The organism is Euzebya rosea (assembly GCF_003073135.1).
GTDB lineage: Bacteria > Actinomycetota > Nitriliruptoria > Euzebyales > Euzebyaceae > Euzebya > Euzebya rosea.
Genome location: NZ_PGDQ01000005.1, coordinates 375,032 through 400,581 on the forward strand (window position 1 = coordinate 375,032; position 25,550 = coordinate 400,581).

General features: G+C 71.4%; 24 protein-coding genes. 6 read left to right on the forward strand and 18 right to left on the reverse strand.

From position 1 onward, the window contains the following. Positions 1–14: 14 nt before the first annotated feature. The gene (locus CUC05_RS08805) at positions 15–1,166 is read left to right on the forward strand and encodes a pyridoxal phosphate-dependent aminotransferase (protein ID WP_108665699.1); all 1,152 of its coding nucleotides are present in this window, start codon (positions 15–17) and stop codon (positions 1,164–1,166) included. 32 nt (positions 1,167–1,198) lie between these two features. Next, on the forward strand, positions 1,199–1,591 hold the full coding sequence (locus CUC05_RS08810) for a YchJ family protein (RefSeq protein WP_108665700.1): 393 nt from the start codon (positions 1,199–1,201) through the stop codon (positions 1,589–1,591). Positions 1,592–1,624: 33 nt separating this feature from the next. Here CUC05_RS08810 and CUC05_RS08815 read toward each other — a convergent pair whose 3' ends face one another. From CUC05_RS08815 to CUC05_RS08840, 6 genes are all read right to left on the reverse strand, one after another. Then, positions 1,625–2,104 (reverse strand): GNAT family N-acetyltransferase, encoded by a 480-nt coding sequence (locus tag CUC05_RS08815; protein WP_108665701.1) that lies wholly within the window; start codon positions 2,102–2,104, stop codon positions 1,625–1,627. Between the two features lie 4 nt (positions 2,105–2,108). Then, positions 2,109–3,188, reverse strand: a complete 1,080-nt coding sequence (locus CUC05_RS08820; RefSeq protein WP_108665702.1) for an ABC transporter ATP-binding protein — start codon at positions 3,186–3,188, stop codon at positions 2,109–2,111. Then, entirely contained in the window at positions 3,181–4,248 is a 1,068-nt protein-coding gene (locus CUC05_RS08825) for an ABC transporter ATP-binding protein (protein WP_108665793.1), read from the reverse strand. The genes CUC05_RS08820 and CUC05_RS08825 overlap by 8 nt, the downstream gene beginning before the upstream one ends. A gap of 131 nt (positions 4,249–4,379) precedes the next feature. Beyond that, entirely contained in the window at positions 4,380–5,315 is a 936-nt protein-coding gene (locus tag CUC05_RS08830) for an ABC transporter permease (RefSeq protein WP_205712222.1), read from the reverse strand. Then, a complete protein-coding gene (locus tag CUC05_RS08835; protein WP_108665703.1) occupies positions 5,315–6,256 on the reverse strand; it encodes an ABC transporter permease in 942 nt (313 codons plus the stop codon). The genes CUC05_RS08830 and CUC05_RS08835 overlap by 1 nt, the downstream gene beginning before the upstream one ends. A 3-nt stretch (positions 6,257–6,259) precedes the next feature. Further along, entirely contained in the window at positions 6,260–7,906 is a 1,647-nt protein-coding gene (locus CUC05_RS08840) for an ABC transporter substrate-binding protein (protein ID WP_205712223.1), read from the reverse strand. Positions 7,907–8,056: 150 nt separating this feature from the next. On the opposite strand from CUC05_RS08840, the gene yihA reads away from it, so the two are divergent. After that, positions 8,057–8,647 (forward strand): ribosome biogenesis GTP-binding protein YihA/YsxC, encoded by a 591-nt coding sequence (gene yihA, locus CUC05_RS08845; RefSeq protein WP_157965380.1) that lies wholly within the window; start codon positions 8,057–8,059, stop codon positions 8,645–8,647. Between the two features lie 212 nt (positions 8,648–8,859). On the opposite strand, the gene CUC05_RS08850 is transcribed toward yihA, so the two are convergent. From CUC05_RS08850 to CUC05_RS08870, 5 genes are all read right to left on the reverse strand, one after another. Then, entirely contained in the window at positions 8,860–10,269 is a 1,410-nt protein-coding gene (locus tag CUC05_RS08850; RefSeq protein ID WP_108665705.1) for an alpha/beta hydrolase family protein, read from the reverse strand. 97 nt (positions 10,270–10,366) lie between these two features. Continuing rightward, positions 10,367–11,647 carry a DUF445 domain-containing protein gene (locus CUC05_RS08855; protein WP_108665706.1) on the reverse strand — a complete coding sequence of 427 codons (1,281 nt, stop codon included), beginning with the start codon at positions 11,645–11,647 and terminating at the stop codon, positions 10,367–10,369. Positions 11,648–11,677: 30 nt separating this feature from the next. Further along, positions 11,678–12,166, reverse strand: a complete 489-nt coding sequence (locus CUC05_RS08860; RefSeq protein ID WP_108665707.1) for a hypothetical protein — start codon at positions 12,164–12,166, stop codon at positions 11,678–11,680. A gap of 95 nt (positions 12,167–12,261) precedes the next feature. Next, entirely contained in the window at positions 12,262–12,939 is a 678-nt protein-coding gene (locus CUC05_RS08865; protein ID WP_157965381.1) for an HAD family hydrolase, read from the reverse strand. Between the two features lie 52 nt (positions 12,940–12,991). Beyond that, positions 12,992–13,450, reverse strand: coding sequence for a PaaI family thioesterase (locus CUC05_RS08870; protein ID WP_157965382.1), 459 nt, complete (start codon positions 13,448–13,450; stop codon positions 12,992–12,994). 71 nt (positions 13,451–13,521) lie between these two features. Here CUC05_RS08870 and glgA point away from each other — a divergent pair, with 71 nt between their 5' ends. Next, a complete protein-coding gene (glgA, locus tag CUC05_RS08875; protein ID WP_108665710.1) occupies positions 13,522–14,682 on the forward strand; it encodes a glycogen synthase in 1,161 nt (386 codons plus the stop codon). Here glgA and CUC05_RS08880 read toward each other — a convergent pair. Then, complete coding sequence (locus CUC05_RS08880) at positions 14,655–15,908, reverse strand: multidrug effflux MFS transporter (RefSeq protein WP_108665711.1); 1,254 nt, start codon at positions 15,906–15,908, stop codon at positions 14,655–14,657. The two genes, glgA and CUC05_RS08880, sit on opposite strands and share 28 nt — an antisense overlap. Beyond that, positions 15,908–16,432 carry a MarR family winged helix-turn-helix transcriptional regulator gene (locus tag CUC05_RS08885; RefSeq protein ID WP_108665712.1) on the reverse strand — a complete coding sequence of 175 codons (525 nt, stop codon included), beginning with the start codon at positions 16,430–16,432 and terminating at the stop codon, positions 15,908–15,910. The genes CUC05_RS08880 and CUC05_RS08885 overlap by 1 nt, the downstream gene beginning before the upstream one ends. Positions 16,433–16,565: 133 nt before the next feature. Here CUC05_RS08885 and CUC05_RS08890 point away from each other — a divergent pair, with 133 nt between their 5' ends. Continuing rightward, positions 16,566–17,429, forward strand: coding sequence for a lytic transglycosylase (locus tag CUC05_RS08890; RefSeq protein WP_157965383.1), 864 nt, complete (start codon positions 16,566–16,568; stop codon positions 17,427–17,429). Here the strand turns inward: CUC05_RS08890 and CUC05_RS08895 are convergent. Further along, positions 17,420–18,652 carry an EAL domain-containing response regulator gene (locus CUC05_RS08895; RefSeq protein ID WP_205712224.1) on the reverse strand — a complete coding sequence of 411 codons (1,233 nt, stop codon included), beginning with the start codon at positions 18,650–18,652 and terminating at the stop codon, positions 17,420–17,422. The genes CUC05_RS08890 and CUC05_RS08895 overlap by 10 nt on opposite strands. Before the next feature lie 143 nt (positions 18,653–18,795). On the opposite strand from CUC05_RS08895, the gene CUC05_RS08900 reads away from it, so the two are divergent. Next, positions 18,796–20,610 (forward strand): sensor histidine kinase, encoded by a 1,815-nt coding sequence (locus CUC05_RS08900; RefSeq protein WP_108665714.1) that lies wholly within the window; start codon positions 18,796–18,798, stop codon positions 20,608–20,610. Here CUC05_RS08900 and CUC05_RS08905 read toward each other — a convergent pair. The 4 genes from CUC05_RS08905 to CUC05_RS08920 all read right to left on the reverse strand — a co-directional run bounded on the left by CUC05_RS08905 (position 20,600) and on the right by CUC05_RS08920 (position 25,549). Then, the gene (locus CUC05_RS08905) at positions 20,600–21,829 is read right to left on the reverse strand and encodes an EAL domain-containing response regulator (protein ID WP_108665715.1); all 1,230 of its coding nucleotides are present in this window, start codon (positions 21,827–21,829) and stop codon (positions 20,600–20,602) included. The genes CUC05_RS08900 and CUC05_RS08905 overlap by 11 nt on opposite strands. Before the next feature lie 218 nt (positions 21,830–22,047). Then, complete coding sequence (locus CUC05_RS08910; protein WP_205712225.1) at positions 22,048–23,454, reverse strand: GH1 family beta-glucosidase; 1,407 nt, start codon at positions 23,452–23,454, stop codon at positions 22,048–22,050. Further along, a complete protein-coding gene (locus tag CUC05_RS08915; protein ID WP_108665716.1) occupies positions 23,451–24,554 on the reverse strand; it encodes a carbohydrate ABC transporter permease in 1,104 nt (367 codons plus the stop codon). The genes CUC05_RS08910 and CUC05_RS08915 overlap by 4 nt, the downstream gene beginning before the upstream one ends. Then, positions 24,551–25,549, reverse strand: coding sequence for a carbohydrate ABC transporter permease (locus CUC05_RS08920; RefSeq protein WP_108665717.1), 999 nt, complete (start codon positions 25,547–25,549; stop codon positions 24,551–24,553). Before CUC05_RS08920 ends, CUC05_RS08915 begins: the two co-directional genes overlap by 4 nt. Between the last annotated feature and the right edge of the window lies 1 nt (position 25,550).

The following is a 25,550-nucleotide window of genomic DNA, read 5'->3' on the forward strand; positions in this document are numbered from 1 at the left end:
GCGGAGGTTGAGCGATGAGGGTGAGTCGGCTGGCACACGTGCCGGGCATCGGTGTGGACAGGGTCGGCGATGCGGCCGATGCGTTGGCCGACCCGGAGATCCTGCGGCTGGAGAACCTCGACGTCGACGTCCGCCCACCCCGCGTGGCCGTCGAGGCCACGGTGACCGCGATCGGCGACGACGACGCCAACAGCTACCTGCCGTTCCAGGGCCACCTGTCCCTGCGTGAGGCCGCCTGTGCATGGGTGGGCGCGCGGGACGGTGTCGCCTACGACCCGCGGACCCAGTGCGTCAGCGTCGCCGGTGGCCTCAACGGCATCCTGAACGTGCTGCTGGCGACCGTCGAACCCGGGCAGGAGGTCGTGCTGACCGACCCGATCTACGCCGGGTTGGTCAACCGGGTCCGGCTGGCCGGCGGCGTGCCACGGTTCGTCCCGGCTCGGGCCACACCGGATGGCTGGCTGGTTGACCCCGAGGAGCTCGCGTCAGCGGTGGGCCCACGTACCGCCGCGGTGATCACGAGCATGCCCACCGGCGGCGTGATGGGGCCGTCCCACTGGGCGGCGCTGGCGGAGCGGACCGGGGCCCACCGGCCGTGGATCATCCACGACACGGCGATGGACCGCCTGCGCTTCGGTGGCCCCATCGACGGGGGACCGGCTGCCGTCGAGGCCCTTCGCGACCGGACCATCACGGTCGGGTCGGCGTCCAAGGAGCTGCGCATGATCGGCTGGCGGGTCGGCTGGGTCGTCGGACCGGCGCCCATCATGGCCGACGTGGCGCTGGTCGGCATGGCCAACGTCGTCTGCCAGGTCGGCATCGCCCAGCAGGCCGTGGCAGCCGCGCTGACGGCCCCTGATGCCGAGGCCGACGTGCGGGCGTTCACCGACGTGCTGGAGGCCCGCAGCCGGGTGATCCTCGAGCAGCTCGACGGCTATCCGTGCGTGCGGCCGGACGGTGGCTGGTCGCTGCTGATCGACACGCGCCCGCTGGGCGTGTCACCCGGGGAGCTGTCGGACCGGCTGATGCGGAAGGGCCGGGTCGCGGCCACGCCCATGGACGGCTGGGGGCCCTCCGGCGAGCACCACCTGCGCCTGGTCTTCGCCAACGAACCCGTCGAACGGCTGGCAGACCTGCGCGCGCGGTTCGACGCGGCGCTGGGCTGACCGCGGCGTCGGCGGGTGGTTACCCTGCCGCCATGCCCGCCGTCCCCCCTCGCCCGTGCCCCTGCGGCAGCGACGACCGCTACGACGCCTGCTGTGGTCCGCTCCACCTCGGGGCACGGCAGGCCGCCACCGCCGAGCAGCTGATGCGGTCGCGCTACAGCGCCTACGCCACCGATGACGTCGACTACCTCCTGCGGACCTGGCATCCGCGTACCCGGCCCGACCGGATCACCCCCGACCCGTCGCTCGTGTGGGAGGGGCTGGCGGTCACCGAGGTGGTCGACGGCGGCGAGGACGACATCACCGGCATCGTGGCCTTCACCGCCCGGTACCGGACCCCCGATGGTGCCGGCGAGCTGACCGAACGCAGCCGGTTCGACCGCCGCGGCACCCGCTGGGTGTACGTCGACGGCGACGTCGCCTGACGGACCCGGCACGTCCCGCATGGGGGCGGGCGATCAGGGAGGAACAGGCAGGGGGTCGAGGTCCAGGTGGTAGTGGGCGTCGTCGCCGTGGGGGCCGTGCACGACGGCGTCCAGCACGAAGCCCTCGTGCTCGTAGAGCCGGCGGGCATCGGTCCACGTGGCGGTGGTCTCCAGCGCCACGCGCGCGGCACCGCGGTCCCTCGCCGCGTCGACGAGGGCGGCGAGCAGCCTGGTGGCGACGCCGCGCCGCCGGAAGTCGTGGGCGGTGCTCATGCGCACGATCTCCGCCGTGTCCGGTCCGCCGACCAGGGTGCCGGTTCCCACGAGCGTCGGGCCCAGCCACGCCGTCAGGACCAGGCCGTGCGCCATCCCCTCCGACAGCGACTGCAGGTCCAGGTCGAGGTGGGGGTCGAGGGTGCCCCATCGTTCCGCCAGGCCGTGGAGGACGAGGCTGGCGACCTGCCCGAGCTCGTCTGCGGCAGCCGGCCGGATCCGCAGGGAGCTGGAGGACATGTGGTCACGCTACCCCCAACACCTCTGGGCCCACACCTGCGTCGCCCGCACCTGCGTCCGGGTGGGGCGACCGAGGGACCTCCTCACCCTCCACCCCGTACAGGTGGCAGGCGACGGGCCGGTCCGGCAGCTCGTCGCGAGTGACCAGCGCCGGGTCGACCCTCCCGCAGGCCTCGAACACGTCCGGGCAGCGGGTCCGGAAGCTGCAGCCCGACGGCGGGTCCAGCGGACTCGGCACGTCGCCGGTCAGGACGGTGCGGCGACGGGTCCGCTCCACCCGGGGGGAGGGGACGGGAACGGCCGAGAGCAGCGCACGGGTGTAGGGGTGGGCGGGGTCGGCGACCAGCGCGTCGCGTGCCCCCACCTCCACCACCCGGCCCAGGTACATCACGGCGATGCGGTCCGAGACGTGCTGCACCGCCGCGAGGTCGTGGGCGATGAACAGGTAGGTGAGGTCCAGCTCGGCCTGGAGCCGCTCGAGCAGGTTCATGATCTGCGCCTGGATCGACACGTCGAGGCTGGCGATCGGCTCGTCGGCGACGATGAGGTCGGGCTCGCCGGCCAGGGCGCGGGCGATGCCGACGCGCTGTCGCTGGCCGCCGGAGAACTCGTGGGGATGGCGTTCCATGTGGTCGGGGGACAGGCCGACCTGCTCCATCAGCTCGGCGACCCGTTCGCGGTGGCGACCACGGTGCAACCCGTGGATCTCCAGCGGTTCGGCGATCGACGCACGGATGGTCCGCCGGGGGTTCAGCGACGCCATCGGGTCCTGGAAGATCATGGCCATGCGCCGTCGCAGCTCGCGGAGCTCGCCTCGGGACGCCGCGGTCACGTCGGTGCCGTCGAAGACCACGCGGCCGGCCGTCGGGTCGACCAGCCGCAGCAGCGCGAGCCCGGTGGTGGACTTGCCGCAGCCGGACTCGCCGACCAGCCCGAGCGTCTCGCCCCGGCGGATGTCGAAGGTCACGCCGTCGACGGCGCGCACGTGGCCGGTGGTACGGCGCAGCAGCCCCTCCTTCACGGGGAACCACACCCGCAGGTCCTCCACGGCCAGCAGCGGATCGGGCACGGTTGGTTCAGTCACGGTGGGGGGCCTCCGGCGTCGTGTCCCCGGCGTCGCGGACGGGGGAGGGGCGGTCGGCCATCGCCTCGGCGTAGAACGTCGCGGCGCGGTGTCCCTCACCGACCTCGAGCAGGGGAGGGGCCTCGTGCTCGCAGCGTGGGTCGTCGCGGACGGTGCACCGGGGCCAGAACGGACAGCCAGGTGGCATGGCGACGGGGTCCGGCGGCAGGCCGGGGATGGACTCCAACCCCTCGTCGGTGGTTTCGCCGAGTACCGGCAACGACGCCAGGAGCCCGCGGGTGTAGGGGTGGCGCGGGTCGTCGTAGAGGGCGTCGACCGGTGCCTCCTCCACGATCCGGCCGGCGTACATGACCATCACCCGGTCGGCCAGCCCGGCCACCACGCCGAGGTCGTGGGTGATCCACAGCACGGCGGTGCCGGTGTCGGCCTGCAGCTGCTGGACCAGCTCCACGATCTGCGCCTGGATGGTGACGTCCAGCGCCGTCGTCGGCTCGTCGGCGATCAGCACGGTGGGGTCGCAGGCCAGCCCGATGGCGATCATCACCCGCTGGCGCATGCCGCCGGACAGCTGGTGGGGGTAGTCGTCCATCCGCTTGCCGGGGGCGGGGATGCCCACCCGGGTCAGCAGGTCCACGGCCCGGTCGCGTGCGTCCTTGGCCGACAGCCCGAGGTGCAGGCGCATGCCCTCGGTGACCTGCCGGCCGATCGGCATGACCGGGTTCAGCGACGTCATCGGGTCCTGGAAGATCATCGCGATGTCGTTGCCGCGGACGGTGCGCAGGGTGTCGTCGGACGCGCCGACCAGCTCCTGCCCCTCCAGTCGGATGGAGCCGGCCACCCTCGCCGGGGGAGTGGGCAGCAGCCCGAGCAGCGCGAGGGACGACACGCTCTTGCCGCTGCCGGACTCGCCGACCAGCGCGACGGTCTCGCCGGGGCGCAGGTCGTAGGTCAACCCGTTGACCACCTCGGCGGTCCCCCGTCGGGTCCCGAACGACACGCGGAGGTCCTCGACCTCCAGGACGGGGTCGGCGTCGGGTCGTCCGCCCCCGGCTGGCGCGATCGGGGCCTGCGTCGCCTCCTGACGAGGGAGGCCCCGATCGTGCCCGTCGTCGGGCGCGTCGGCCGCGCGGATCGTGCCCGACGTCGGCTCGGGACGAGGGAGGCCCCGATCGCGCTGGTCGTCGTGGCCGGTCACGAGCCGAACCCCCTGGACTCCATCGCCGAGGCCTGGCGCGGGTCGAGGGCGTCGCGCAGGGCGTCGCCGAGGACGTTGAACGACAGGACCGTCACGAAGATGGCGAGGCCGGGGAACAACGCCATCCACCACGCCTGCTGGAGGAACTCGCGGCCCTCCGACAGCATCCGGCCCCATGACGGGTTGGGCGCTTGCGTCCCGAGGCCGAGGAAGGACAGGGCCGCCTCGGCGAGGATGGCGAACGCCAGCGAGATCGACGCCTGGACGATCACCGGTGCGGCGATGTTGGGGAGGATGTGCAGCCGCATGATCCGCAGGTCCGACGCGCCCGCGGACCGAGCGGCCCGGACGTAGACCTCCTCGCGGACCGACAGCGTCGAGGCGCGGGCGACGCGGGCGAAGATCGGCGTGTAGACGATCCCGATCGCCACCATCGCGTTGGTCGTGCCCGGGCCGAGGATGGCCAGGACGGCGATGGCCATCAGGATCGCGGGGAATGCGAACAGGACGTCCATCGCCCGCATCAGCAGGTCGTCGAGCCTGCCGCCGACGTAGCCCGCGACCAGGCCGATCGTCGTCCCGGCCGTCAGCGACAACCCGACCGCGACCACGCCGACCTGGAGCGACACCTTGGCCCCCAGCAGCACCCGGCTGAGCACGTCGCGCCCGAGGTTGTCGGTCCCGAACGGATGGTCCCACGAGGGGGCCTGCAGCTGGGAGGGCACGTCGACGGCGTTGTAGCCGTAGGGCGCCAGCGTCTCGTCCAGCAGCGCCACCAGCACGAGCACCACCAGGGTCACCAGGCCGAACAGCGCCAGGCGGTTGGTGGTGACCAACGACAGGGTCCGGCGCCAGCGCGGTCGGTCGTCGGCGGCCGGTGGTGCCCCCGCCTCGACCTCCACCGGGTCGGTCATCGTGCTCGCAGCGGCCATCAGTACTGGATCCTCGGGTCGACGACGGCGTACAGCAGGTCCACCAGCAGGTTGACGAGGAGGAAGAAGCCGGCGAACAACATCACGGCCCCCTGCAGGACGGGGTAGTCACGGTCCTGCACCGCGTCCAGCGCCAGCTGGCCCAGCCCGGGCCAGGCGAAGACCGCCTCGACGACGACGACCCCCGACAGCAGGTAGGCCAGCTGCAGTCCGGTGACGGTGATGACGGGGACCAGCGCGTTGGGCAGGACGTGCTCGCGGATGATCCGTCGCTCCGACAGCCCCTTTGACTGGGCGGTCCGCACGAAGTCCTCGCCCAGCGACTCCAGCACCGAGGACCGGACGAAGCGGGTCAGCACCGCCCCCGACACCACCCCGACGGTGACGCCGGGCAGGATCAGCCGCGTGGCCCAGGCCAACGGGTCCTCGGTGATCCCGACGTAGCCCGACGCGGGCAGCCAGCCCAGCGTCAACGAGAACAGCAGGATCAGCAGGATGCCCATCCAGAAGTCCGGCACGGAGATGCCGAACTGGCTGATCGCCGTGGCGATCGTGTCGGTCCGCGACCCCTGGCGGATCGCCGACAGCACGCCCAGCGGCAGGGCGATCAGCAGCGCCACGACGACGGCGGCGCCGGCGAGCGACAGGGTGGCGGGCAGCCGTTCGGTGACCATCGACAGGACCGTCTGCCCCGACCGGAACGACACGCCGAAGTCACCCTGGAGCACCCCGCCCAGCCACGTCACGTACTGCTGGAGCAGGGGCTGGTCCAGCCCGGCGCGGCTGCGCAGGGCGTCGTAGGTCTCCTGGTCGAACCGGGTGCCCAGCGCCAGGCGCACGGGGTCGCCAGGCACCAGGTGGATGATGGCGAACACCAGCACGCTGACGCCGAGCAGGACGCCGAGCGCCTGCAGCGTCCGCCGGAGCAGGTAGGCCCCCACGGGTCAGCCGTTCAGGCTGACGGTCTCGAAGTTGATCGCTCGGTCGCTGCGGATGGTGTAGCCCTCGACGTCGGGGGACCAGGCCTGCACGACGTCGGGGTTGTAGAGGTACCAGTAGCTGCCGTCGTCGACGATCATCTCCACGGCGTCGTTGTAGAGGTCCCGGCGGGCGTCCTCGTCGGTCTCCACGGCGGCCTGTGTCAGCAGCGCGTCGACCTCCTCGTTGCAGTAGCCCTGGTAGTTGTTGGAGCCCTCGCACAGGTGCTGGGAGTGGTAGAAGCCGAACGGGTCGAGGTTCCCGAGCCAGCCCAGCATGAACGCGTCGTAGTCACCCTGTCCCTGCCGGTCCAGCCACGTGGCGAACGTCTCGGTCTGGATCTCCACGTCGATGCCGACCTCGCCGAGCTGGCTGGCGATCACCTCGGCGGCGGTCACCGTCTGGGGGAACTCGTCGGTGACCATCAGGCCCATCGACAGGTCCGCCACGCCGGCCTCGTCCAGCAGCTCGCGGGCACGCTCGGGATCGTGGGTCCACGGGGCGTGGTCGGAGGCCCAGAAGCTGTCGGCGGGGATGGCGGTCTGGTTGGCCGTGCCGGCCCCGAACGTGGCGGCCTGGGTGATGGCGTCACGGTCGATGGCGAGCGCCAGCGCCTCGCGGACGAGCGGGTCACCGAAGGGCTCCCGGTCGAAGTTGGCGGTCCAGTACCAGTAGTCGTTGGACGGGACGGTCTCCAGCACCACGTCGTCGTTGCCCGACAGGCTCTCGATCTGCTGCGGCGGGACGTTGTCGGTCCAGTGCACCCCGCCGGTCTGCAGCTCCGTCAGCGCGGTCGTGGGCTCGGAGATCCACCTGAACTCCACGGTGTCCAGCGACGGGGCCTCGCCCCAGTAATCGGGGTTCGCGCGCAGGGTCAGCCCCGACGGGCTCGAGCCCTCGAGGGCGAAGGGGCCGGTCCCGACGGCCTCGGTCGCCAGGTCGTAGTCCTCCGCGGCACCCTCCGGCAGGATCGCCATGCCCTTGAACCCGCCGATGTTGGCCAGCAGGTTCGGGGTCGGCTCGGTCAGGGTGATCACGACCGTCCGTGGGTCGGCCGCCTCGACGGACTCGACCGTGCCGAAGCGGAAGGCGTTGGCCAGCTGCTCGTCGATGATCCGGTTGTAGGAGTACACGACGTCGGCGGCGTCGAAGGTCGACCCGTCGTGGAAGACCACGCCCTCGGCGAGGGTGAACGTCCAGGTCAGGTTGTCCTCGCTGACCTCCCAGTCGGTGGCAAGCGACGACTCCATCTCCAGGGTGTCGGCGTTGGGGACGACGAGGGTGTCGTAGACGTTCTCCAGCACCTGGAAGCTCGGGTAGGCGGTCGTGACGTGCGGGTCCAGCTGGTCGGGCTGCTGGCCGATCGCGGCGACGAAGGTGCCACCCCCACCCGTGGACGCGTCACCGTCGTCCGCGCCACCGTCGTCCGCGTCGTCCTCGGCGGCCCAGGGGTCGACGGTGTCCGACCCCGCCTCCGGCGTGTCGGTGGCGTCGGCCAGCGGCTCCTCCAGGCCCTCGCCCTCGACCGACTCGCCTCCTCCGGAACAGCCTGCGGCCAGCAGCATCACCACCCCGAGCAGCGAGACGATCAAGCGCAACGACGGACGGGTCATCGTGGGTGCCTCCCAACGGCGTGACGGACGGGGATGGGTGACACACCCCCTTCGGCATCGCCTACCCCGCCGTCCCGCTCCCCAAACAGGGTCGGGTCACCGATCGACGGTCAGGTCCCGATCCGTCGCCGGGATGGCAGCATGGGGAGGATGGCCCGCCCCCTTCCGATGCAGTTCGTCATGTCCGCCCCTCGCCACGAGGACCTGCCCGACGTGCGCGCCGAGGTCGCCGTGCTCGGCCGCTCCAACGTGGGCAAGTCCAGCCTGATCAACGCGGTGGCCAAGCGGAAGGGGCTGGCGAAGGTCTCCTCGACCCCCGGACGCACCCGCCTGCTGAACGCCTTCGCGGTCACCGACGACACCCAGATCGTCGACTGCCCCGGCTACGGCTACGCGCAGGCCTCCAGGACCTCGCGGGACGAGTGGATGCGGATGGTGGAGGACTACCTGATCGACCGCGAACCGCTCGTGGACCTGCTGCTGCTGGTCGATGGGGCCGTCGGGCCGACCAAGCTCGACATCGGCGTCATCGCGGAGATGCGCGAGGCCAACGTGCCCCTGACCGTCGTCGCTACCAAGCTCGACAAGGTCAAGCCGTCGATCCGCGGCCGGCGTCGGCGCGAGGTCGCGACGGCCTGCGAGGTCGCGTCCGACGAGGTCCTCTGGGTGAGCGCCGTCAAGGGCGATGGCCTCGGCGAGCTGCGCAACCACATCACCGACATGCTGGCCGTCACCGTCTGATCCCCGCGGCGCGGCTGTTGGATGGAATCGACCCCATCCAACGGGGATCGAACGGTCGTCTGGGGACGATTCCATCCGTCCGACCCCGCCTGTTCCGGCGTTTCGGCCATGGACCGGGGTGGATTCCATCCGCCGGTGGGGGCGATTCCATCGGTCGGGTGTCGGTTGGGGCCGGGGTCGGCGCCGAGACGTCGCACGCCCCCGGGGCAGGCTCAGTCCTCGGCCAGGATCGCGGCCCAGTCGCCCACCTCGGCCCAGCCGGCGGTGGCCCGCAGGTCTCGGGTCTCCAGGACCGCAGGGAAGTCGTCGAGGGTCGTCAGCCGGTAGGCGCTGGCCCGGCTGCCGGAGAGGTTGGTGCCGCTCTCCGGCTGGTCGGCAGCTGCAGTGGGTGCGGTCATCAACGTGTCCAGCGCCGCCGCGCGGGTCGACTCCTCCGGTGCGAGGTACCGGTCGAACCAGGCGGTCGTGTACACGGTCGCCATGCGGGTGCCGTAGGTCGTGGCCGGCAGGGCGTACGGCATGTCGCACCACTCCAGGTGGGTGCCGCCGCGGACCGTGATCGAGTAGGCGTCCAGCCCTGCCGTGGCCCAGGCGTCGAACGGGCCGAGGTTGGCGTCGGGGTCGGGCGAGCTGTACTGCGGGGTGGTGCTGAAGAAGTAGCCGTCGGCGTTCTGGTCCATGCCGGGGACCACCGGGGTGACGCCGCCGGGAAGTCCGTCCCAGCCGACCACGGCGCGGATGGGGTAGCTGCGTCCGTTGCACAGCTCGGCGAGGGTCGTCCACACGGTGCCCTCGTCGGAGCACTGCTGGACAGTCCCCACACCGGTCCCGCCGAGGGAGTGGCCGGCCAGGCCGATGTTCTCGGCGTCGAGCAGGGCGTGGAGCGGGTTCACGTCGTCCAGCTGCTCGACCCCGTCGGCGGCCTCGCGGGCGGCCGCGGCGTCCTCCTCGGTCCACGTCGGCGGCACGTAGGGGGCCTCGGGGGTGGAGAGGAAGAACTCCAGCGCGTCGACGGTGGCCTCCACGAAGTTGGCCGACTGCTGGAACGGCACTCCGTCGAACGTCGGCATCGGGCTGCCGGGCGCGTGGCCCACGCCCTCGGAGCGGCCCTGTCCCTGCGCGTCCCAGGTCAGGACGAGGTAGCCGTGGCGGGCCAGGTCACGGGCGGCCCAGAAGTACATCGCCTCGTAGCCCTGGATGGACCCGGAGGTGATGACGACGCCTGGCCGACGGCCGGGGGCGTCGACGGGGGCCCACACGTGGCCGGTCAGCTTCGCGCCGGTGCGGGCGGTGAAGGCGACCTCCATGGACGCGACGTCGTAGTAGTAGCGGGGGTCGCCGGCCGAGCCGCCCGGCACGTACCGCGCGCCACCGGTGTAGAGCCGGCCGGCCCGCAGGTCGTTGGCCGCCTGTCCGGCGTCGGCCATCCAGCTGTCGACCCCGGCACCCACGAAGGCTTCCCCGTAGGCCGGGTCGGTCAGCTGGGCGGGCTGGCGGCCGTTGCCCCGCGCCATGCTGTCCAGGTCGTGGTCCCGGTAGTCGGGATCGGTGTAGTCCTCGGCGAGCGCGGCGGTGGGGACCAGCAGCAGGACGGCGACGACGGCGGCAAGGATTCGGGACACGATCGGCTCCGGTCGTGAAAGTGGGTCGGCTTCTCCACTCTTGGTTCGACACGGATGGTTCCGTCACCTGCCGCCGGGCTGGTGTTTCCGAACGCCGTCAGCCAGCGATCCGCGCGATCGTGTGGATGACGAAGCCGGCCAGGCCACCCACGACGGTGCCGTTGATGCGGATCCACTGCAGGTCGCGGCCGAGCAGCAGCTCGAGCCGGTCGGCGGTCTCGGCGGTGTTCCAGCTGGACACGGTGTTGCTGACCAGCCCCGAGATCTCGGTGGAGAACTGCTCGACGGCACCGCGCCCGGTCCGCTCGACGAGGTCGTTGACGGCCCGGTTCGTCGCCGGATCGTCCTGCAGCCGCTGACCGCCCTGGACGATCAGCTCCTGCATGCGCTGGCGCAGGCGCGAGGTGTCGTCGAACGCCTGCTCGCGCAGCTGGGACTTGATCGCACCCCAGACCGCGGCGATCCAGCGGCGCAGTTCGGGGTTGTCCAGCAGCTGCATCTTGAACTCGTTGGCGCGCAGCACGACGTCGGGGTCGTCCTCGAGCGATCGGGTGAAGCGCTCGATGCCCTTGTGGATCTCCTCGCGCAGGCCACCGGGGCCGCCCGGTGTGGCGGCGTCGCTGATCAGGTTGCGCACCCCGTCGAAGAGGCGGTTGAACAGGGCGTCGTCGACGGGTTCGGGCAGCCACCACGGCGACTCGGTGGTGAACCGCTCGCGCATCGTGTGCTGGTTGCTGACGAGGAACCCGTCGAGCAGGGCCAGCAGCTCGTCCAGCAGCTGCTCGTGATGGCCCTCGGTGGTCAGCAGCCGCATGCCGGTGGCGGCGAGGGGCCCGGCGTCGGTGGCCTCGACCCGCCGGCGGACCTGCTGCTCGATGAGGGTGATGACGTCGTCGTCGCCGCTGCTCTCGGCCAGGCGGTCGATCATGCCGGCCGCGTGTGCCGCGGCCCGGTCGGCGTTGGCCGGGTCGGCCAGCCATGCCCCGGCCCGGCTCGCGACGTCGAGCTCGGCCAGCCGCGGACCGACGACGTCCGGGGTCAGGAAGTTCTCCTGGATGAACTGGCCGAGGGTGACGCCGAACTGGTCCTTGCGGGACGCCACGACCGCGGTGTGGGGGATGGGCAGCCCAAGCGGATGGCGGAAGATCGCGGTGACGGCGAACCAGTCGGCGAGGGCTCCCACCATGGCCGCCTCGAAGGTGGCGATGGCGTAGCCCGCCACGCCGACGTCGTCGGTGAGCAGCAGCAGGGCCACCCAGACGAGTGCGACGCCGACCAGCAATCCGGTGGCGCGGGTCTTCATCCGCTTGAGGTCGGCGCGGCGTTCTGCTTCGGACTCGACGGGCGGCAGCGAGGTCGGCGGGGTGGTCGTGGTCACGCGCCGCAGTATGGCCTCGCCGGCTGGGGACTACCCATCCTGCTCGGCGAACGCCCGGCGAACGGCGGCCAGTCGGTGGCGTTGGACGGTTGCCAGCTGCTCCTCGCCGGAGGTAATCAGCCACTCCAGGTCGAGGGCTTCCAGCGCCGGATGCGACCCGCGGATCTCCGCCAGCGCCAGCCACAGCCGCTGCTTGCCGTGCACGCCGATGGACAGGGTCTCCAGCTCCAGCAGGTCGCGCACGCCGTCGTCGCGGAGCGCCTCGCCCTTCAGCTTGAGCTGCGCCATGCGTTCGCCGACCCACCCGACGGTCTGGCGGAGGACGCTGCGGGAGATCCCCAGCTCGCCCATCAGCTCCTCCAGCTGGGCGCGGTGCGACTCGATCCCGGCGAGCAGCTCGGCGAGCTCGTCGTCGCCACGGCCCTCGTCCAGGCGTCGGCGCAGCAGGTCGGTCGCGCCGGCGGCACCGCCCAGGTGGTCGTTGAGGTACTCGGCGAGCGAATCGATGTCCAGCGGCATGGCGGTCTCCTTGGTGAGGGGCGTCTGGCTCGGGCAGGGTGGTGGCTGGAGGGTGGTGCTGGCTGGAGGAGGAGGGGCGGCTGCAGGGGAGGCGGTCAGAGCACGCCGAGGCAGTCGGCGGGGTCGTCCAGCACCATCGAGGCTCCGGCCCCGCGGAGGGCGTCGTCGCCGAACCCGCCGGTGCGCACCGCCACGAACGACAGCCCGGCCGCACGGGCGGCATGGCCGTCCCACGGGGCGTCGCCGAGCATGCGGACGTGGCTGGGGTCGGCGTCCAGCTGGGCGGCTGCGGCGTGCATGACGCTGCTGTCGGGCTTGCCGCCCGGCAGGTCGTCGGCGTCGGTGACGGCGATGTCGGGGTTGCCGAGCGCCGCCATCAGGGCTTCGCGCTCCTCGCTGCCGGCCGCGGTGGCCACGACGTGCGGCACGCCCCGGTCGTCGAGGTCGCGCAGCAGGTCCAGGGCCCCTCGGGTCGGATGGAGGCCATCCTCGGCCGCGGCGAGGAACCGCTCGCGGTGACCACGGCTCAACCGTTGCCGTACCTCCTCGTCCGGCACCTCGCCGAGCAGCCGACGGATCAGCCAGTCGCCCGGCAGGCCGATGCAGGCGTGGATGCGCCAGTCGGGCACCGGGTGGTCGAGGTCCTCCGCGAACGCCGCGGACCAGGTGCGCACGTGCAGGTAGACCGTGTCGACCAGCGTGCCGTCGAGGTCCAGGAGGACGGCGTCGGGCGCGGCCTGGTCGGTGGGTTCGGAGTCGGGTCGGGAAGGCACGGTGAACGGGTTCCCCCGACGGCCCGGCCCCACACCTGTCCGGCCGGGGCGGTCAGCCGAGGAGGGCCTGGCTGTAGGCGACGGTGGCGATCGCGACGGGCCTGTCGGGGTCGGGGGTGTCGACGTGCAGGTCACAGGTCATGGTGATCTGGGTCCGGCCGAGCTTGCGCAGGTGGGCCAGGACGATCAGCGTGCCGATGGCGGGCCGGCGCAGGAACTCCACCGACAGGTGGCTGGTCACCGCCAGGGCGGCATCGCCGAGGTGGCCCAGGACCAGCGCGTACGCGGCCTGGTCGACCGCCTCCATGAGCAGGGGGCCGCGCATGGTCCCGCCGGGCCGCTCGTCGAGCTCGGTGGCGACCCGCTCGAAGCGGCAGTACCCCGGCCGCAGCTCCGTCAGGCCGTCGGCGTAGGACCGTCCTGCCCGTGGCCACACACGGGTGACGTAGTCGACGACCCCCTCCCTGGACAGGCGGAGGGACTGGGCGCTGGGTGGGCTGGTGTCGGCCATGGTCGGCAGTGTCGCCCAGGACATGTCCGCCGCTCGAACATCTGCCTCGTGCGTGGCGTACGGTGACACCGATGCGCGTCGCGATGCTGACCAGGGAATGGCCGCCGGACATCTACGGCGGGGCCGGTGTGCACGTGGACTTCCTGGCCCGCGAGCTCCGGGCGCTGGTCGACGTCGACGTGCACTGCTTCGGGGCCGCGCGTGACGACGCCACGGCCCACACCCCGGCGGTGCAGCTGGCCGACGCCAACGCGACGCTCCAGACCCTGTCGGTCGACCTCAGCATGGCGGCTGCCGTCGAGAGGGCCGAGCTGGTCCACAGCCACACCTGGTACGCCAACATGGGGGGCCACATCGCCAAGCTGCTCCACGACATCCCCCACGTCGTCACCGCCCACTCGCTGGAACCGCGACGCCCGTGGAAGGCCGAGCAGCTCGGGGGCGGCTACGCGGTGTCGTCATGGGCGGAGAAGACCGCCTACGAGGGCGCCGACGCCGTCATCGCCGTCAGCGACGGCATGCGGGCCGACATCCTCGACGCCTACCCGGCGCTGGACCCCGACCGCCTGCACGTCGTCCGCAACGGCATCGACACCGAGCTGTACCAGCCCGACCACGACACCGACGTGCTGGACCGGCTGGGCATCGACCCCGACCGGCCCTCGGTGATCTTCGTTGGTCGCATCACCCGCCAGAAGGGCGTGCCGCACCTGCTTGCCGCCGCACACCAGTTCCACCCCGACGCCCAGCTGATCCTCTGCGCCGGCGCCCCCGACACCGAGGAGCTCGGCGAGCTGACACGGGCGGAGGTCGAGGCGCTCCGGGCCGAGCGGGACGGCGTGCACTGGATCCACGAGATGTTGCCGCGCCCCGACATCGTGCAGCTGCTGACCCACGCGACGGTGTTCGTCTGCCCGTCGGTCTACGAGCCGCTCGGCATCGTCAACCTCGAGGCGATGGCCTGCGGCACCGCCGTGGTGGCCAGCGCCGTGGGTGGCATCCCCGAGGTCGTCGACGACGGCGAGACCGGGATCCTCGTCCCCTACGACGAGACGCGGCCCGGCACCTTCGAGCAGCGCATCGCCGACGGCGTCAACGAGCTGCTGACCGACCCCGACCGCGCCACGGCCATGGGCGAGCTCGGCCGCCAGCGTGTCGTCGCCGACTTCGGCTGGGACACCGTGGCCGAGGCCACGGTGGCGGTCTACCGGGCGGCGCTCGGCACCGGCTGAGCCTGCCGGGCCGGCCGCGCCAGCGTCAGCGTGCCGCGCTCGGCCCAGATCACGAGGCCGACGGCGACCACACCGCAGGTCAGCAGCGAGGCGGAGAACGGCACCACGGTCCCGTCGTACATGCGGTCGATCACGGCGCCGAGCAGCGCCCCGGCAGCCACCTGGACGGCACCGACGATGGAGGACGCCATGCCGGCGACCGCACCCATCGGCGCCATCGCCATGGTGTTGAAGTTCGGGATGATCAGGGCGTGGCCGAACAACACGACGGCCATGACCAGCAGGAACGCCCACAGGGGAGGGGCTCCGCCGCCCAGCACCGAGGCGACCAGCAGCACGATGGCTGCCGAGACGTAGGTCATCAACGTGATGTGGCTGAGCCTGGCCGACCCCACCTGCCGGACGATGCGGGCGTTCAGCAGCATGCCGAAGCCCATCACGATCGCCAGCCCACCGAAGATGACGGGGAAGCGCTCGCCGACGCCGAAGACGTCACCGAAGATCAGCTCGCTGCTGGCCAGGTACGACGTGAAGCCGCCGTACATCGAGGTCATGGCGAGGGTGTAGCCGACCGTCTGCCGGTTGGAGACGACCATCCTCGCGGCGCGACCCAGGCGGCCCATGTTGAGGTCACCGCGCAGCTCAGGGTCGAGGGTCTCCGACATGCGGGTCATCCACAGGGCCAGCAGGCCCGCGGCGATCGCACAGGCCACGAACAGCCAGCGCCACGACGCCACGCTGATGCCGGCAGCCCCGATGGTCGGCGCGAAGACGGGCACGAGCATGAACACCGACATGACCAGGGACATGGCCCGCGACATCTCCTCGCCCTCGTAGCGATCGCGGATGATCGCCACGGTGATGACCCGCGGGCCGGCCGCACCCAGTCCCCACAGGAACCGGGCACCGAGGAGGAGGGGAAGGGTCGGCGCCAGCGAAGTGGCCAGCGCCCCGACCATGTAGACGCCGAAGCTGGCGAACAGCACGGGCTTGCGACCCAGCGCATCGGAGATCGGGCCGTAGACCGGCTGCCCGATCGCAAGGCCGAGGAAGTAGGCGGTGACCAGGCCGGCGACCGCCGTGGAGTCCACGGACAGGCCCAGGTCGGTGCGGATGTCACCGAAGGCCGGCAGCAGCAGGTCGATGCCGAGGGCCGCCATGGACATGGTGGCGGCCAGCAGGGCGGTGAACTCGAACTGGCCGAGGCGGCGACGGGCGGCGGCCATCACGACGACACCCCCTCGAGGGCTGCGTCGGCGTCGGCGTCCGTGGACTCGGCGGGGCCGAGGCGCAGCAGGTCAGCGCGCTGGACGACGCTGCCCAGCAGCTCGGCGAGGGTCTCGACCTGCTCGGGGGAGAGGTGGCCGAACAAGGGGGCCTGCGAGGCGGCGTGCACGCGGCGGAGCTCGGCGAGCAGGTCACGACCCGCAGGGCTGATCGCCACCCGGTAACGGCGGCGGTCGGCGTCGTCGCGCTCGCGATCGACGAGGCCACGACGCTCGAGGTCGTCGACGAACCCGACCATGTGGCTCTTGTCGATGTCGAGGCGGTCGCACAGGTCGCGCTGGCACAACGCACCGAGGTCGTCCAGCGTCGCGAGCACCCCGAAGTGGGCCGGGCGGACGTCGTGCTCGGCGAAGGCGTCGGTCAGCAGGCGCAGCGCGGCCTTGGAGATCTGGGTGGCGAGGTAGGCGGGTCGGCGGGCCAGCGATGGCGGGCGGCCGACCAGCGGATCGGCGATTGGTGGCATGCGCAAATGGTAGCGATATGCAACCAATTGTCCGAGCCCGGCGGTGTCCATACGGACGAATTCACCCTGTCCAAACCCCAGTAGTTGACTTACCTTTACTCAGGCAACACTGGCAACACGTTGGGTGGACACGATGGGTGAAGGACGCACGGACACCACGAGGCGAGCACGCGCCGGCGCATCGCTGGTCGCCGCCACCGTGCTGGTCGGGTTGCTCCCCGGCGTGGCACACGCCCGGCTGGACTATCGCGTGCAGGGGGGTGACACGCTGTCGGCCATCGCTGCCCGCCACGGGGTCTCCGCCGCATCGCTGGTCGACGCCAACGGCCTGGACGACCCCGATCGCATCGTGGCGGGCACCGTGCTCGTCATCCCCGGCGGTGAGGGGCCCGTGGGGGGCCACGTGGTGCAGCCCGGCGAGACGCTCTCCGCCATCGCGGCGCGGTACGGGGTGTCCACGAGTGCGCTCGCCGAGGCGAACAGCATCACCAACCCCAACCTGATCCGTGCCGGCCAGCACCTGCGGGTCGCCGGAGGCTCCTCGAACGCGGCGCAGCCGTCGACGACCTCCTCGTCGAGCACCACGTCGGCATCCGGCAGCTCGCGGGAGGACGTCCGGCGGCTGATCACCCAGGAGGCGCAGCGGCACGGATGGCGGCCGGCAGTCCCGCTGGGGCTGGCCATGCAGGAGTCGGGCTGGAACAACAGCGTGGTCTCCTCGGCCGGTGCGCGCGGCATCATGCAGGTCATGCCGGCGACGGGGGAGTGGGTGGGCCGCTTCCTCCTCGGGCGCAGCCTCGACCTGGCCGACCCGGCCGACAACGTGGCCGCGGGGATGGCGTACCTCGACCACCTCTACTCGCGCTTCGACGGGGACATCGAGCGGACGCTGGCGGCCTACTTCGAGGGTCCCGAGCGCGTGGTGCGCAACGGGCCCAGCGAGTCGGGCCGGCGCTACGCCGCCAACGTCCTCGCGCTCGCGGACCGCTACCGGTAGGCGTCGGTGGCCGGCAGCGGCTGCGGCCGACCCAGCCGGAAGCCCTGCACCCACCGGACGCCGAGGGCACGAAGGGTGGCCAGCTCGGCCTCGGTCTCCACGCCCTCGGCGATCAGCTCGGCGCCGATCTCGTCGGTGAACGTCACCAGCGCGGTTGCGAGCGCCCGTCGGGCCGGGTCACCGTCGATGCCGCGGATGAGGGCCATGTCGAGCTTGACGATGTCGGGCGCGAGCCCCAGGAGGCGCTGCAGGCCCGCGTAGCCCGCGCCGGTGTCGTCGACCGCGAGGCGAACCCCCCGTGCACGGAGGTGGGCGAGGTCCCGCTCCAGCTCGACCTCGTCGGCCACGCGGGTGTGCTCGGTCAGCTCCACGACCACACGGCTGCAGTCCACGCCCGACAGCAGCTCGGTGAACGCCGGCAGGCGTGCGACCTCGGGTGAGACGTTGATCGCCAGGAAACCCTCGAGGCGATCGAGCTGGGCAAGGGCGCGGGATGCGGCGGCCAGCTCCAGCTGGGCACCTCGCCCGACCGCGGCGGCTTCCCTGAACCAGACGTCCGGGGCGCGGGACGGTTCGATCGCCAGGCGCGCCAGCGCCTCCATGCCCACCACCGCCCCGTCCGCGACATCGTGGATCGGCTGGAACACCATCGAGAGGGCGTCACCGTGCAGGGCCCGTTCGACGCGCGCAAGCTGCTCGTCGCGGTGCTGCTGGGCGCGGCGGCTGGCAGCCTCGCGGGCGTCGAGCTCGGCGCGCAGCTCGGCCTGCCGCGACATGGCCTGGACGTGCAGGTGCCGCAGCCGCAGCAGGTTGCGGACCCGCAGGAGCGCCTCGACACGGTCGAAGGGCTTGGTGAGGAAGTCGTTGGCGCCCCCGTCCAGGGCCCGGTCGCGGGCGTCGGTCGTGGCGTCGGCGGTCAGGACCAGCACGGGCAGGAAGCCCTCGGGATCGGCAGTGGCGCGCAACGCGGCCAGGACCTCGAGACCGTCCATGTGGGGCATGTGCAGGTCGAGCAGGACCAGGTCGATGGCGTGCGCCTCGACCATCTCCAGCGTGCGGCGTGGGTCGGTGAGCCCGTGGACCTCGGTCAGGCCGACGGACTCGAACATCCGCTCCAGGACGAGCACGTTGGCCGGCTCGTCGTCGACGACCAGCACGCGCGAGCCCGCGATGGCGTCCTCCATGCCGGTCGACACCGGTGCCCGCAGTCCTGCTCGGGTCATGGGCTGTCTCCTCGGATCGTGTCGTACCCGAGGGTCGAAGTGGACCGGTCCCGTCGGGCGATACTGAATCTCGCGGAACGGGCAAGATTTCAGAGAGTGTGGTCGATAGTACTCTCTGTATACACTCGTGGGAACGGAGATCCGTGCAGGTCGACCTGGTGCTGGTCGTGGACGTCGTGCTCGTGGCCGCCTTCGGGCTGCTGGGAGTGCTGGCGATCCTCGGGTCGGCTCGACGGCGTCCCGCGGATCGCTGGGTCGCGTTGGCGTTCGGCGCGGTTGCCGCGTCGCTGGGGGCGTTCGTGCTGCCCGAGCACCTGGGGTGGGACCTGCCCGGGCCGCTGTCGCGGAGCATGATCGTGCTGCTGCTGTCGTTCCCCTACCTGCTGCTGCGGTTCACCGGGTCCTTCACGCCGCTGCCCAGGCGATGGGAGGCCCTGTCGGCGATCGGCCTGGCGTTGATCGTCCTGGTGACCCTGCCGCTGCCGGTCATCCCCGAGCCAGGCGCGGAGCTGCCGTCGTGGATCGTGGGCTACGTCGTCCTGGCGCTCGGGTACTGGATGGGCACGGCCGCGATGGTGGTGGGGCTGCTGTGGAGCGCCGGACGGGGACAGCCCAGCGTCGCGCGCATCCGCACTCGGCTGATGGCCGTGGCCACCTCGATGCTGACGGTGGCCCTGCTGCTGGCCGCGCCCCTCGGGGAGGACAGCGGCCCCGTCTCCCTCCTCATCCGGCTCGTCGCCACCCTGAGCGCAATCGTGTTCGCGCTGGGGTTCAGCCCACCGCCGATGGCCCGCCTGCGCTGGCGACGGCCGGAGGAAGCGCAGCTGCGCGCCGGGACACAGGCGGTGCTTCGCGCGGCCGACGTCGAAGCAGTCGCCGCGGAGCTCCTTCGCCCGACCAGCCGCATCCTCAGCGCCCGCGGCGCGGCCCTCGTCGGCGCCGACGGCACCGTGGTCGCCACCCACGGGCAGGTACCCGACGGCTCGGAGGCCCTCGAGCACAGCACCCGGGCGGTGGTGCACCTGCCGGATGGACGCGGCGACCTGGTGCTGTGGACCAGCCCCTTCACCCCGTGGTTCGGCCCCGAGGAGATCGGCCTGGCCGAGCAGATGGCGGCCGTGGCATCCCTTGCCATCGAGCGGTGCGAGCTGCTGGCCGAGGACCGCGCCCGGATGGACGCGATGACCCGCGCGCAGTCCGCGCTGGTCGCGGCGCAGGAGGAGGCGGTCCGGGCCAACGACGCCAAGACCGCCTTCCTGTCACGGATGAGCCACGAGCTGCGCACCCCGCTGAACGCGATCCTCGGGTTCGGGCAGGTGCTCGAGAGCGCGCCGGAGCTGGCCGAACGCGACCGGGATGCCGCAGGCCGCATCGTCCGGGCGGGGCGCCACCTGCTTCGCCTGATCGACGAGGTGCTCGACCTGTCGCGCATCGAGGCGGGCACCGTGGCGTTGCGACCGGAGGTCGTGCAGGCGGGCGAGGTGATGGCCGAGTCCATCGAGCTCGTCACGCCGTCGGCGCGCGAGCGGGACGTGGACGTGCGCACCGTGCTGGACGGTGGCGCCACCGTTCGTGCCGACCGCCAGCGGCTGCGCCAGGTCCTGCTCAACCTGCTGATCAACGCGGTCAAGTACACCGCCCCGGGGACGTCGGTCTCCCTCGAGTGCACCCGGCCACGCGACGGCGTCGTGCGGTTCGCCGTGGTCGACGAGGGTCCGGGCATCCCGACGGACCTGCAGGCGCGACTGTTCGAGCCGTTCGACCGGCTCGGTGCCGAGGGTGGTGCGGTGGAGGGGACGGGCCTGGGGCTTGTGGTCTCCCGCGAGCTGGTCGAGGCGATGGGCGGACAGATGGGGGTGCAGTCCGCTCCGGGAGAGGGGTCGACGTTCTGGGTGGACGTTCCGGCCGTGGGTGTGCTGGCCGAGGGCGTGCTGGCCGAGGAGGCCGTCAGCTCGTGATCGCCGGCATCGGGCCGGGGCGGCCGAGCCGGTATCCCTGAGCCCACGGGACCCCCAGCGCACGCAACGTCTCCAGCTCCGCATCCGTCTCGATTCCCTCGGCGATCAGCATGGCGCCGATCTCGTTGGTGAAGGCCACGAACGCCGTCGCCAGCGCCCTGCGGGCGGGATCGGCGTCGATCCCCCGGATCAACGCGACGTCGAGCTTCACGATGTCGGGCGACAAGCCGAGGATCCGCTGCAACCCCGCGTACCCCGCACCGGCGTCGTCCACCGCGAGCCGCACGCCCCGGGACCGGATGTCGTCGAGCTCGACCTGCAGCACCGCTTCGTCGTGGACCCTGGTGTGCTCGGTCAGCTCCACGACGATGCGGCTGCCGTCCACCTGCCGCAGCGCGGCGGCGAACTCGGTGGTCCGCGCCACCCCCGGGGACACGTTGATGGCCATGAACCCCTCGTCCATGTTCGTGAGCTCCGCGAGCGCCACCTGGACCGCCGCCAGCTCCAGCTCCAGGCCACGGCCGACCGCTTCGGCCTCGTCGAACCAGACATCCGGCGGCCGTCGCGGGTCGTGGGAGATCCGGGCGAGCGCCTCGACGCCGACCACCGTCACCTCGTCCACCGTCATGATCGGCTGGAACACCATGCGCAGCCGGTTGTCGGAGAGGATCGTGTCGATCGCGGCGCGCTTGGCGCGCTTGGCCCGTGCCCGTCGCTGCGCAGCGGCTGCACGGGCGCTGAGCTCGGCCTGCAGCTCGGTGTTGCGGGCCATCGTCTGCACGTGCAGCCGGCGGATCCGCAGGAGGTTCTGGATGCGGAGCAGCGCCTCGGCCATGTCGACGGGCCGGGTGAGGAAGTCGTTCGCACCCGCCTGCAGCGCGGCGTCCCGGGCGGAGGACGTCGGATCCGCGGTGAGCACCAGGATGGGGAGGAAGGCCTCGGGGTCCTGGGCGCTGCGCACCATGTCGAGGACCTCGTACCCGTCCATGCCGGGCATGCTCAGGTCCAGCAGGACGAGGTCGATGGCCCGTTCCCTGATGACATCCATGGTCCGGGTCGGGTCCTGCAGCCCGTAGACCTCCGTCAGGCCGACCGTGGCCAGGACGTGCTCGAACAGCACCACGTTGTCGGGTTCGTCGTCGACGACGAGCACCCGTGATCCGAGCACGGCGGCGTCGAGCGACAGCGGAACGGCCCGATGGCCGGGTGACTGCGTCATGCCTGCATGCCTCTCGCCTGATGGCCTCCCCCGTGGAGACCTCGGGACTGGACCCCCCCGTGTGAGATGGCGGTCCCAGGACTCCACCTCGGCATGTACTGGCAACCGGCACTATAACGTCTGCCGATGGGTTCGTGAACCAGGCTTCTGTGTATCAGGTGGATTGGATGGAGGGCGGCCCGTCGCGAGCCGGACGACCGACCGCCCTCCTGCCACGGTCAGCCGGCCATCGCTCGATCGCGGTTGGCGTCGATGACCGCGGCGTACCAGCGGGCGCTGTCCTTGGGAGTCCGTTCGAGGCTGTCGAAGTCGACGCGGACGATCCCGAACCGCATGCCGTAGCCGAGGGACCACTCGAAGTTGTCCAGCAGCGACCAGACGTGGTATCCGCGGATGTCCACGCCGTCGGCGATGGCGTCGACGACCACGGCGATGTGGTCGCGCAGGTAGGCGATCCGCTGCGGATCGTGGACCCCTCCGTCCTCGCCGACCTCGTCGGGGAACGCCGCACCGTTCTCGCTGATGATCAAGGGCAGCTCCGGGTGGGCGGCGGCGACGCGCCGGAGCATCCAGGCCAGTCCCTCGGGCTCCACCCCCCAGCCCATGTCCGTTCGTGGGGCCGGGGGGTCGACGCACACCGCGTCGTCGGCCCCCGGGAACCCGTCGGGGAAGGGGGCTCCGTCACGCCGGACCACGTGGGTGATGTTGTAGTAGTTGATCGCCAGGTAGTCGATCGGCTGGTGCACCCGTGCGAGGTCGTCGGGGTCGATACGGTCCTCGAGGCCGAAGCGCCGGTGGTGGGCCAGGACCTCGTCGGGGTAGCGCCCCTCGAGCACCGCATCGAGGAAGAGCTGGTTCTGGACCATGTCCACGGCCCGCGCCGCCGGGCCGTCGGGTCCCTCCTCGTCGTCCCACGCGGGGATGAGGTTGAGGGCGATCGTCACCGTGTCGTCGGCGTTCGGCGCCGTCTCCCGGAGGCTGCTGACCGCCCGGTGGTGGGCGAGCATCATGTGGTGGGCGGCGAGGTGGGCCGTGGCCGGATCGGCGATGCCGGGGGCGTGGATGCCCGAGGCGTGCCCGAGGAAGGCCGCACAGTACGGCTCGTTGAGCGTCAGCCAGTCGGTGGCCAGGTCCCCGAGCGTGCCCTTGGCGGCGGCGGCGTAGGCTGCGAACCACTCCACCATCTCGGGGTTGGCCCAGCCGCCGCGGTCCTGGAGCACCTGCGGGTGGTCCCAGTGGTACAGCGCCACCAGCGGGGTGATGCCCGCCTCGCGCAGCGTCTCGCACAGCCGACGGTAGAACGCCGCCCCCTCGGGATTGACGGTGCCCACCCCGTCGGGGAGCAGGCGCGACCACGCGATGGAGAACCGGTAGGTGTCGACGCCGAGGTCGGCCATCAGCGCCACGTCCTCCTCCATGCGGTGGTAGTGGTCGACGGTCACGTCGGCGTGCTGGCCACCGACGACCTTGCCGGGGGTGTGGCTGAAGGTGTCCCACACCGACGGTGACCGGCCCCCCTCGGCCACGGCACCCTCGATCTGGTGGGACGACGTCGCGACACCCCAGCGGAACCCGTCCGGCAGCACCAGGCGGTCGCGGTCGGCGGTGGTGAACAGATCGGTCACTTGTTGACTCCTGACAGGTCGATGCCCTTGAGGAACACCCGTTGGGCGAAGAAGAAGATGACGAGCGGGATCGCCAGCGCCAGGAGGGCGCCGGCCTGGATGAGGTGCGGCGAGGTGTCGAACAGGCTGTTGAAGATCTGCAGGCCGACGGCGATCGGCTGCAGGTCACGCCGGGTCGACAGGTAGACCAACGGTTCGAAGAAGTCGTTCCACGCGTAGAAGAAGTGGAAGATGCCGACGGCGACGAGGGCCGGGCGGGCCTGCGGCAGGATGACCGACCACAGGGTGCGAAGGGGGCTGGCCCCGTCGATGGCGGCCGCCTCGTCGAGGTCCTTGGGGAGCGTCAGGAAGTACTGGCGCAGCAGGAACACGTTGTAGGCGTTGCCGAAGAAGTGCGGGACGATCAGCGGCAGCCACGTGCCGACCCAGCCGATGCGGAAGAACAGCGCGTAGGTGGGCACCAACGTGACGAACTTCGGCAGGATGATCGTGGCGATCAGCACCACGAAGATCGTCCGCTTGAACGGCATGTGGAACCGGGACAGGCCATAGGCGACGAGGGTCGAGGCGACCAGCGTGCCGATCATGCCGAGGACGGCGATGGCGACCGTGTTGCGCAGGAGGACCAGGAAGTCCATCTGCGCCCACGCCGCCTCGTAGTTGTCCAGCTTCGGCGCGAACTCGTAGGCGGGATCCAGCTGGCGCCAGTTGCCCTCCCACTCGATCACCGGGCCGGTGGGGTCGGCAGGATCGACGAACGTCGACACCTGGCGGCCCGGCTGCAGCAACGCCAGCACCGTCGTCGGTCCGTCCGCGCCCTCCAGCGGGACGCTGTAGACGTCCAGCTCCTCGCCGTCGACCTCGACGGTGGCGGGTTCGGCCGGGAGGAGCGGTGCCCGGAAGTCCTGGATCATGGCTTCGCTCTTCAGCGAGGTCACGCCCATGTACGCCAGCGGTGCCAGGTACACCACGAGGATGCCGGTGGCGACCATGGTGACCAGGCCGCCGGCGAGCAGCCTGCGGGTGCCGGTGTCGGTGTCGCGCAGCGGGCGGCGGGGTTCGCGCAGCGTTCGGCGTCGGAGGGTGGTGGACGCGCTCATGACTGGTCCCCGAACTCGTAGTGCACCCAGTACCGGGCGGACCAGAAGAGCAGGCCCGTCACGACGAGGCCGACCAGGAACATCATCCAGGCCAGGGTGGCGGCGTAGCCCATGTTCTGGAGTCGGAACAGGGTCCGGTAGAAGTACATGGAGTAGAAGAAGGTGGCGCCGCCGGGGTCTCCCGACCCGTTCTTCAGGACGAACGGCACCAGGAAGTACTGGAACAGCCCGATCAGCGCCACGACGACGTTGTAGAAGAGCACCGGCGAGATCATGGGCACGGTGATGGTGCGGAACTGCTGCCAGGTCGATGCCCCGTCGACCTCGGCGGCGTCGTAGAGGTCCTTCGGCACCGAGTTGATCCCGGCGATGAAGATGATCATGGCGTTGCCGACACCCCAGAGGGCGATCATGGTCAGCGTCGGATAGATCCACACCTCCGAGTTCAGCCAGTTCGGTCCGGGAACGCCGATCGCGCCGAGGGCCCGGTTGGCCCAGCCGGTCTGCGAGTTGAGCACGCCGTTGAAGACCAGGACCGCGGCCACGAACGGGATGACCGAGGGCATGTAGAACAACGTGCGGAAGATCGATCGTCCCCAGAGCTGCTTGGCGGTCAGCAGCCAGGCGAAGCCCAACGGGACGAGGATGGTCAGCGGCAGCGACAGCACGCCGAACTTGAGGGTGACGAGGGCGGAGTCGATGACCTCGCGGTCGCCGAACAGCCGCACCCAGTTGTCGCTGCCCACGAAGGTCATGGGGTCGGGCGAGGTCAGGCTGAAGTCGGTGAAGGAGAACCACAACGACGCGGCCATCGGGGCGGCGTAGAACAGCACGAACCCGACGATCCACGGCATGGAGAACCACAGGCCGATCCGTCCGCGACGGCGGTGCAGGCGGTCCTCGCTGGACGGCTTCCCGCTGGGAGATGGGCTGGGCAGCGGTGCGGCCGACACGAGGTCAGCCGCACCGCCGCGGGTCGGGAGGGTCGTCGACACC

What these genes read in the sequence shown, in the direction of transcription:
- CUC05_RS08805 (WP_108665699.1), top strand. Translation starts at nt 15, where the DNA reads ATGAGGGTGAGTCGGCTGGCACACGTGCCGGGCATCGGTGTGGACAGG.
- CUC05_RS08810 (WP_108665700.1), top strand. Translation starts at nt 1,199, where the DNA reads ATGCCCGCCGTCCCCCCTCGCCCGTGCCCCTGCGGCAGCGACGACCGC.
- CUC05_RS08815 (WP_108665701.1), bottom strand. Translation starts at nt 2,104, where the DNA reads ATGTCCTCCAGCTCCCTGCGGATCCGGCCGGCTGCCGCAGACGAGCTC.
- CUC05_RS08830 (WP_205712222.1), bottom strand. Translation starts at nt 5,315, where the DNA reads ATGGCCGCTGCGAGCACGATGACCGACCCGGTGGAGGTCGAGGCGGGG.
- CUC05_RS08840 (WP_205712223.1), bottom strand. Translation starts at nt 7,906, where the DNA reads ATGACCCGTCCGTCGTTGCGCTTGATCGTCTCGCTGCTCGGGGTGGTG.
- yihA (WP_157965380.1), top strand. Translation starts at nt 8,057, where the DNA reads ATGGCCCGCCCCCTTCCGATGCAGTTCGTCATGTCCGCCCCTCGCCAC.
- CUC05_RS08860 (WP_108665707.1), bottom strand. Translation starts at nt 12,166, where the DNA reads ATGCCGCTGGACATCGATTCGCTCGCCGAGTACCTCAACGACCACCTG.
- CUC05_RS08870 (WP_157965382.1), bottom strand. Translation starts at nt 13,450, where the DNA reads ATGGCCGACACCAGCCCACCCAGCGCCCAGTCCCTCCGCCTGTCCAGG.
- glgA (WP_108665710.1), top strand. Translation starts at nt 13,522, where the DNA reads ATGCGCGTCGCGATGCTGACCAGGGAATGGCCGCCGGACATCTACGGC.
- CUC05_RS08880 (WP_108665711.1), bottom strand. Translation starts at nt 15,908, where the DNA reads ATGGCCGCCGCCCGTCGCCGCCTCGGCCAGTTCGAGTTCACCGCCCTG.
- CUC05_RS08885 (WP_108665712.1), bottom strand. Translation starts at nt 16,432, where the DNA reads ATGCCACCAATCGCCGATCCGCTGGTCGGCCGCCCGCCATCGCTGGCC.
- CUC05_RS08890 (WP_157965383.1), top strand. Translation starts at nt 16,566, where the DNA reads ATGGGTGAAGGACGCACGGACACCACGAGGCGAGCACGCGCCGGCGCA.
- CUC05_RS08895 (WP_205712224.1), bottom strand. Translation starts at nt 18,652, where the DNA reads ATGACCCGAGCAGGACTGCGGGCACCGGTGTCGACCGGCATGGAGGAC.
- CUC05_RS08905 (WP_108665715.1), bottom strand. Translation starts at nt 21,829, where the DNA reads ATGACGCAGTCACCCGGCCATCGGGCCGTTCCGCTGTCGCTCGACGCC.
- CUC05_RS08915 (WP_108665716.1), bottom strand. Translation starts at nt 24,554, where the DNA reads ATGAGCGCGTCCACCACCCTCCGACGCCGAACGCTGCGCGAACCCCGC.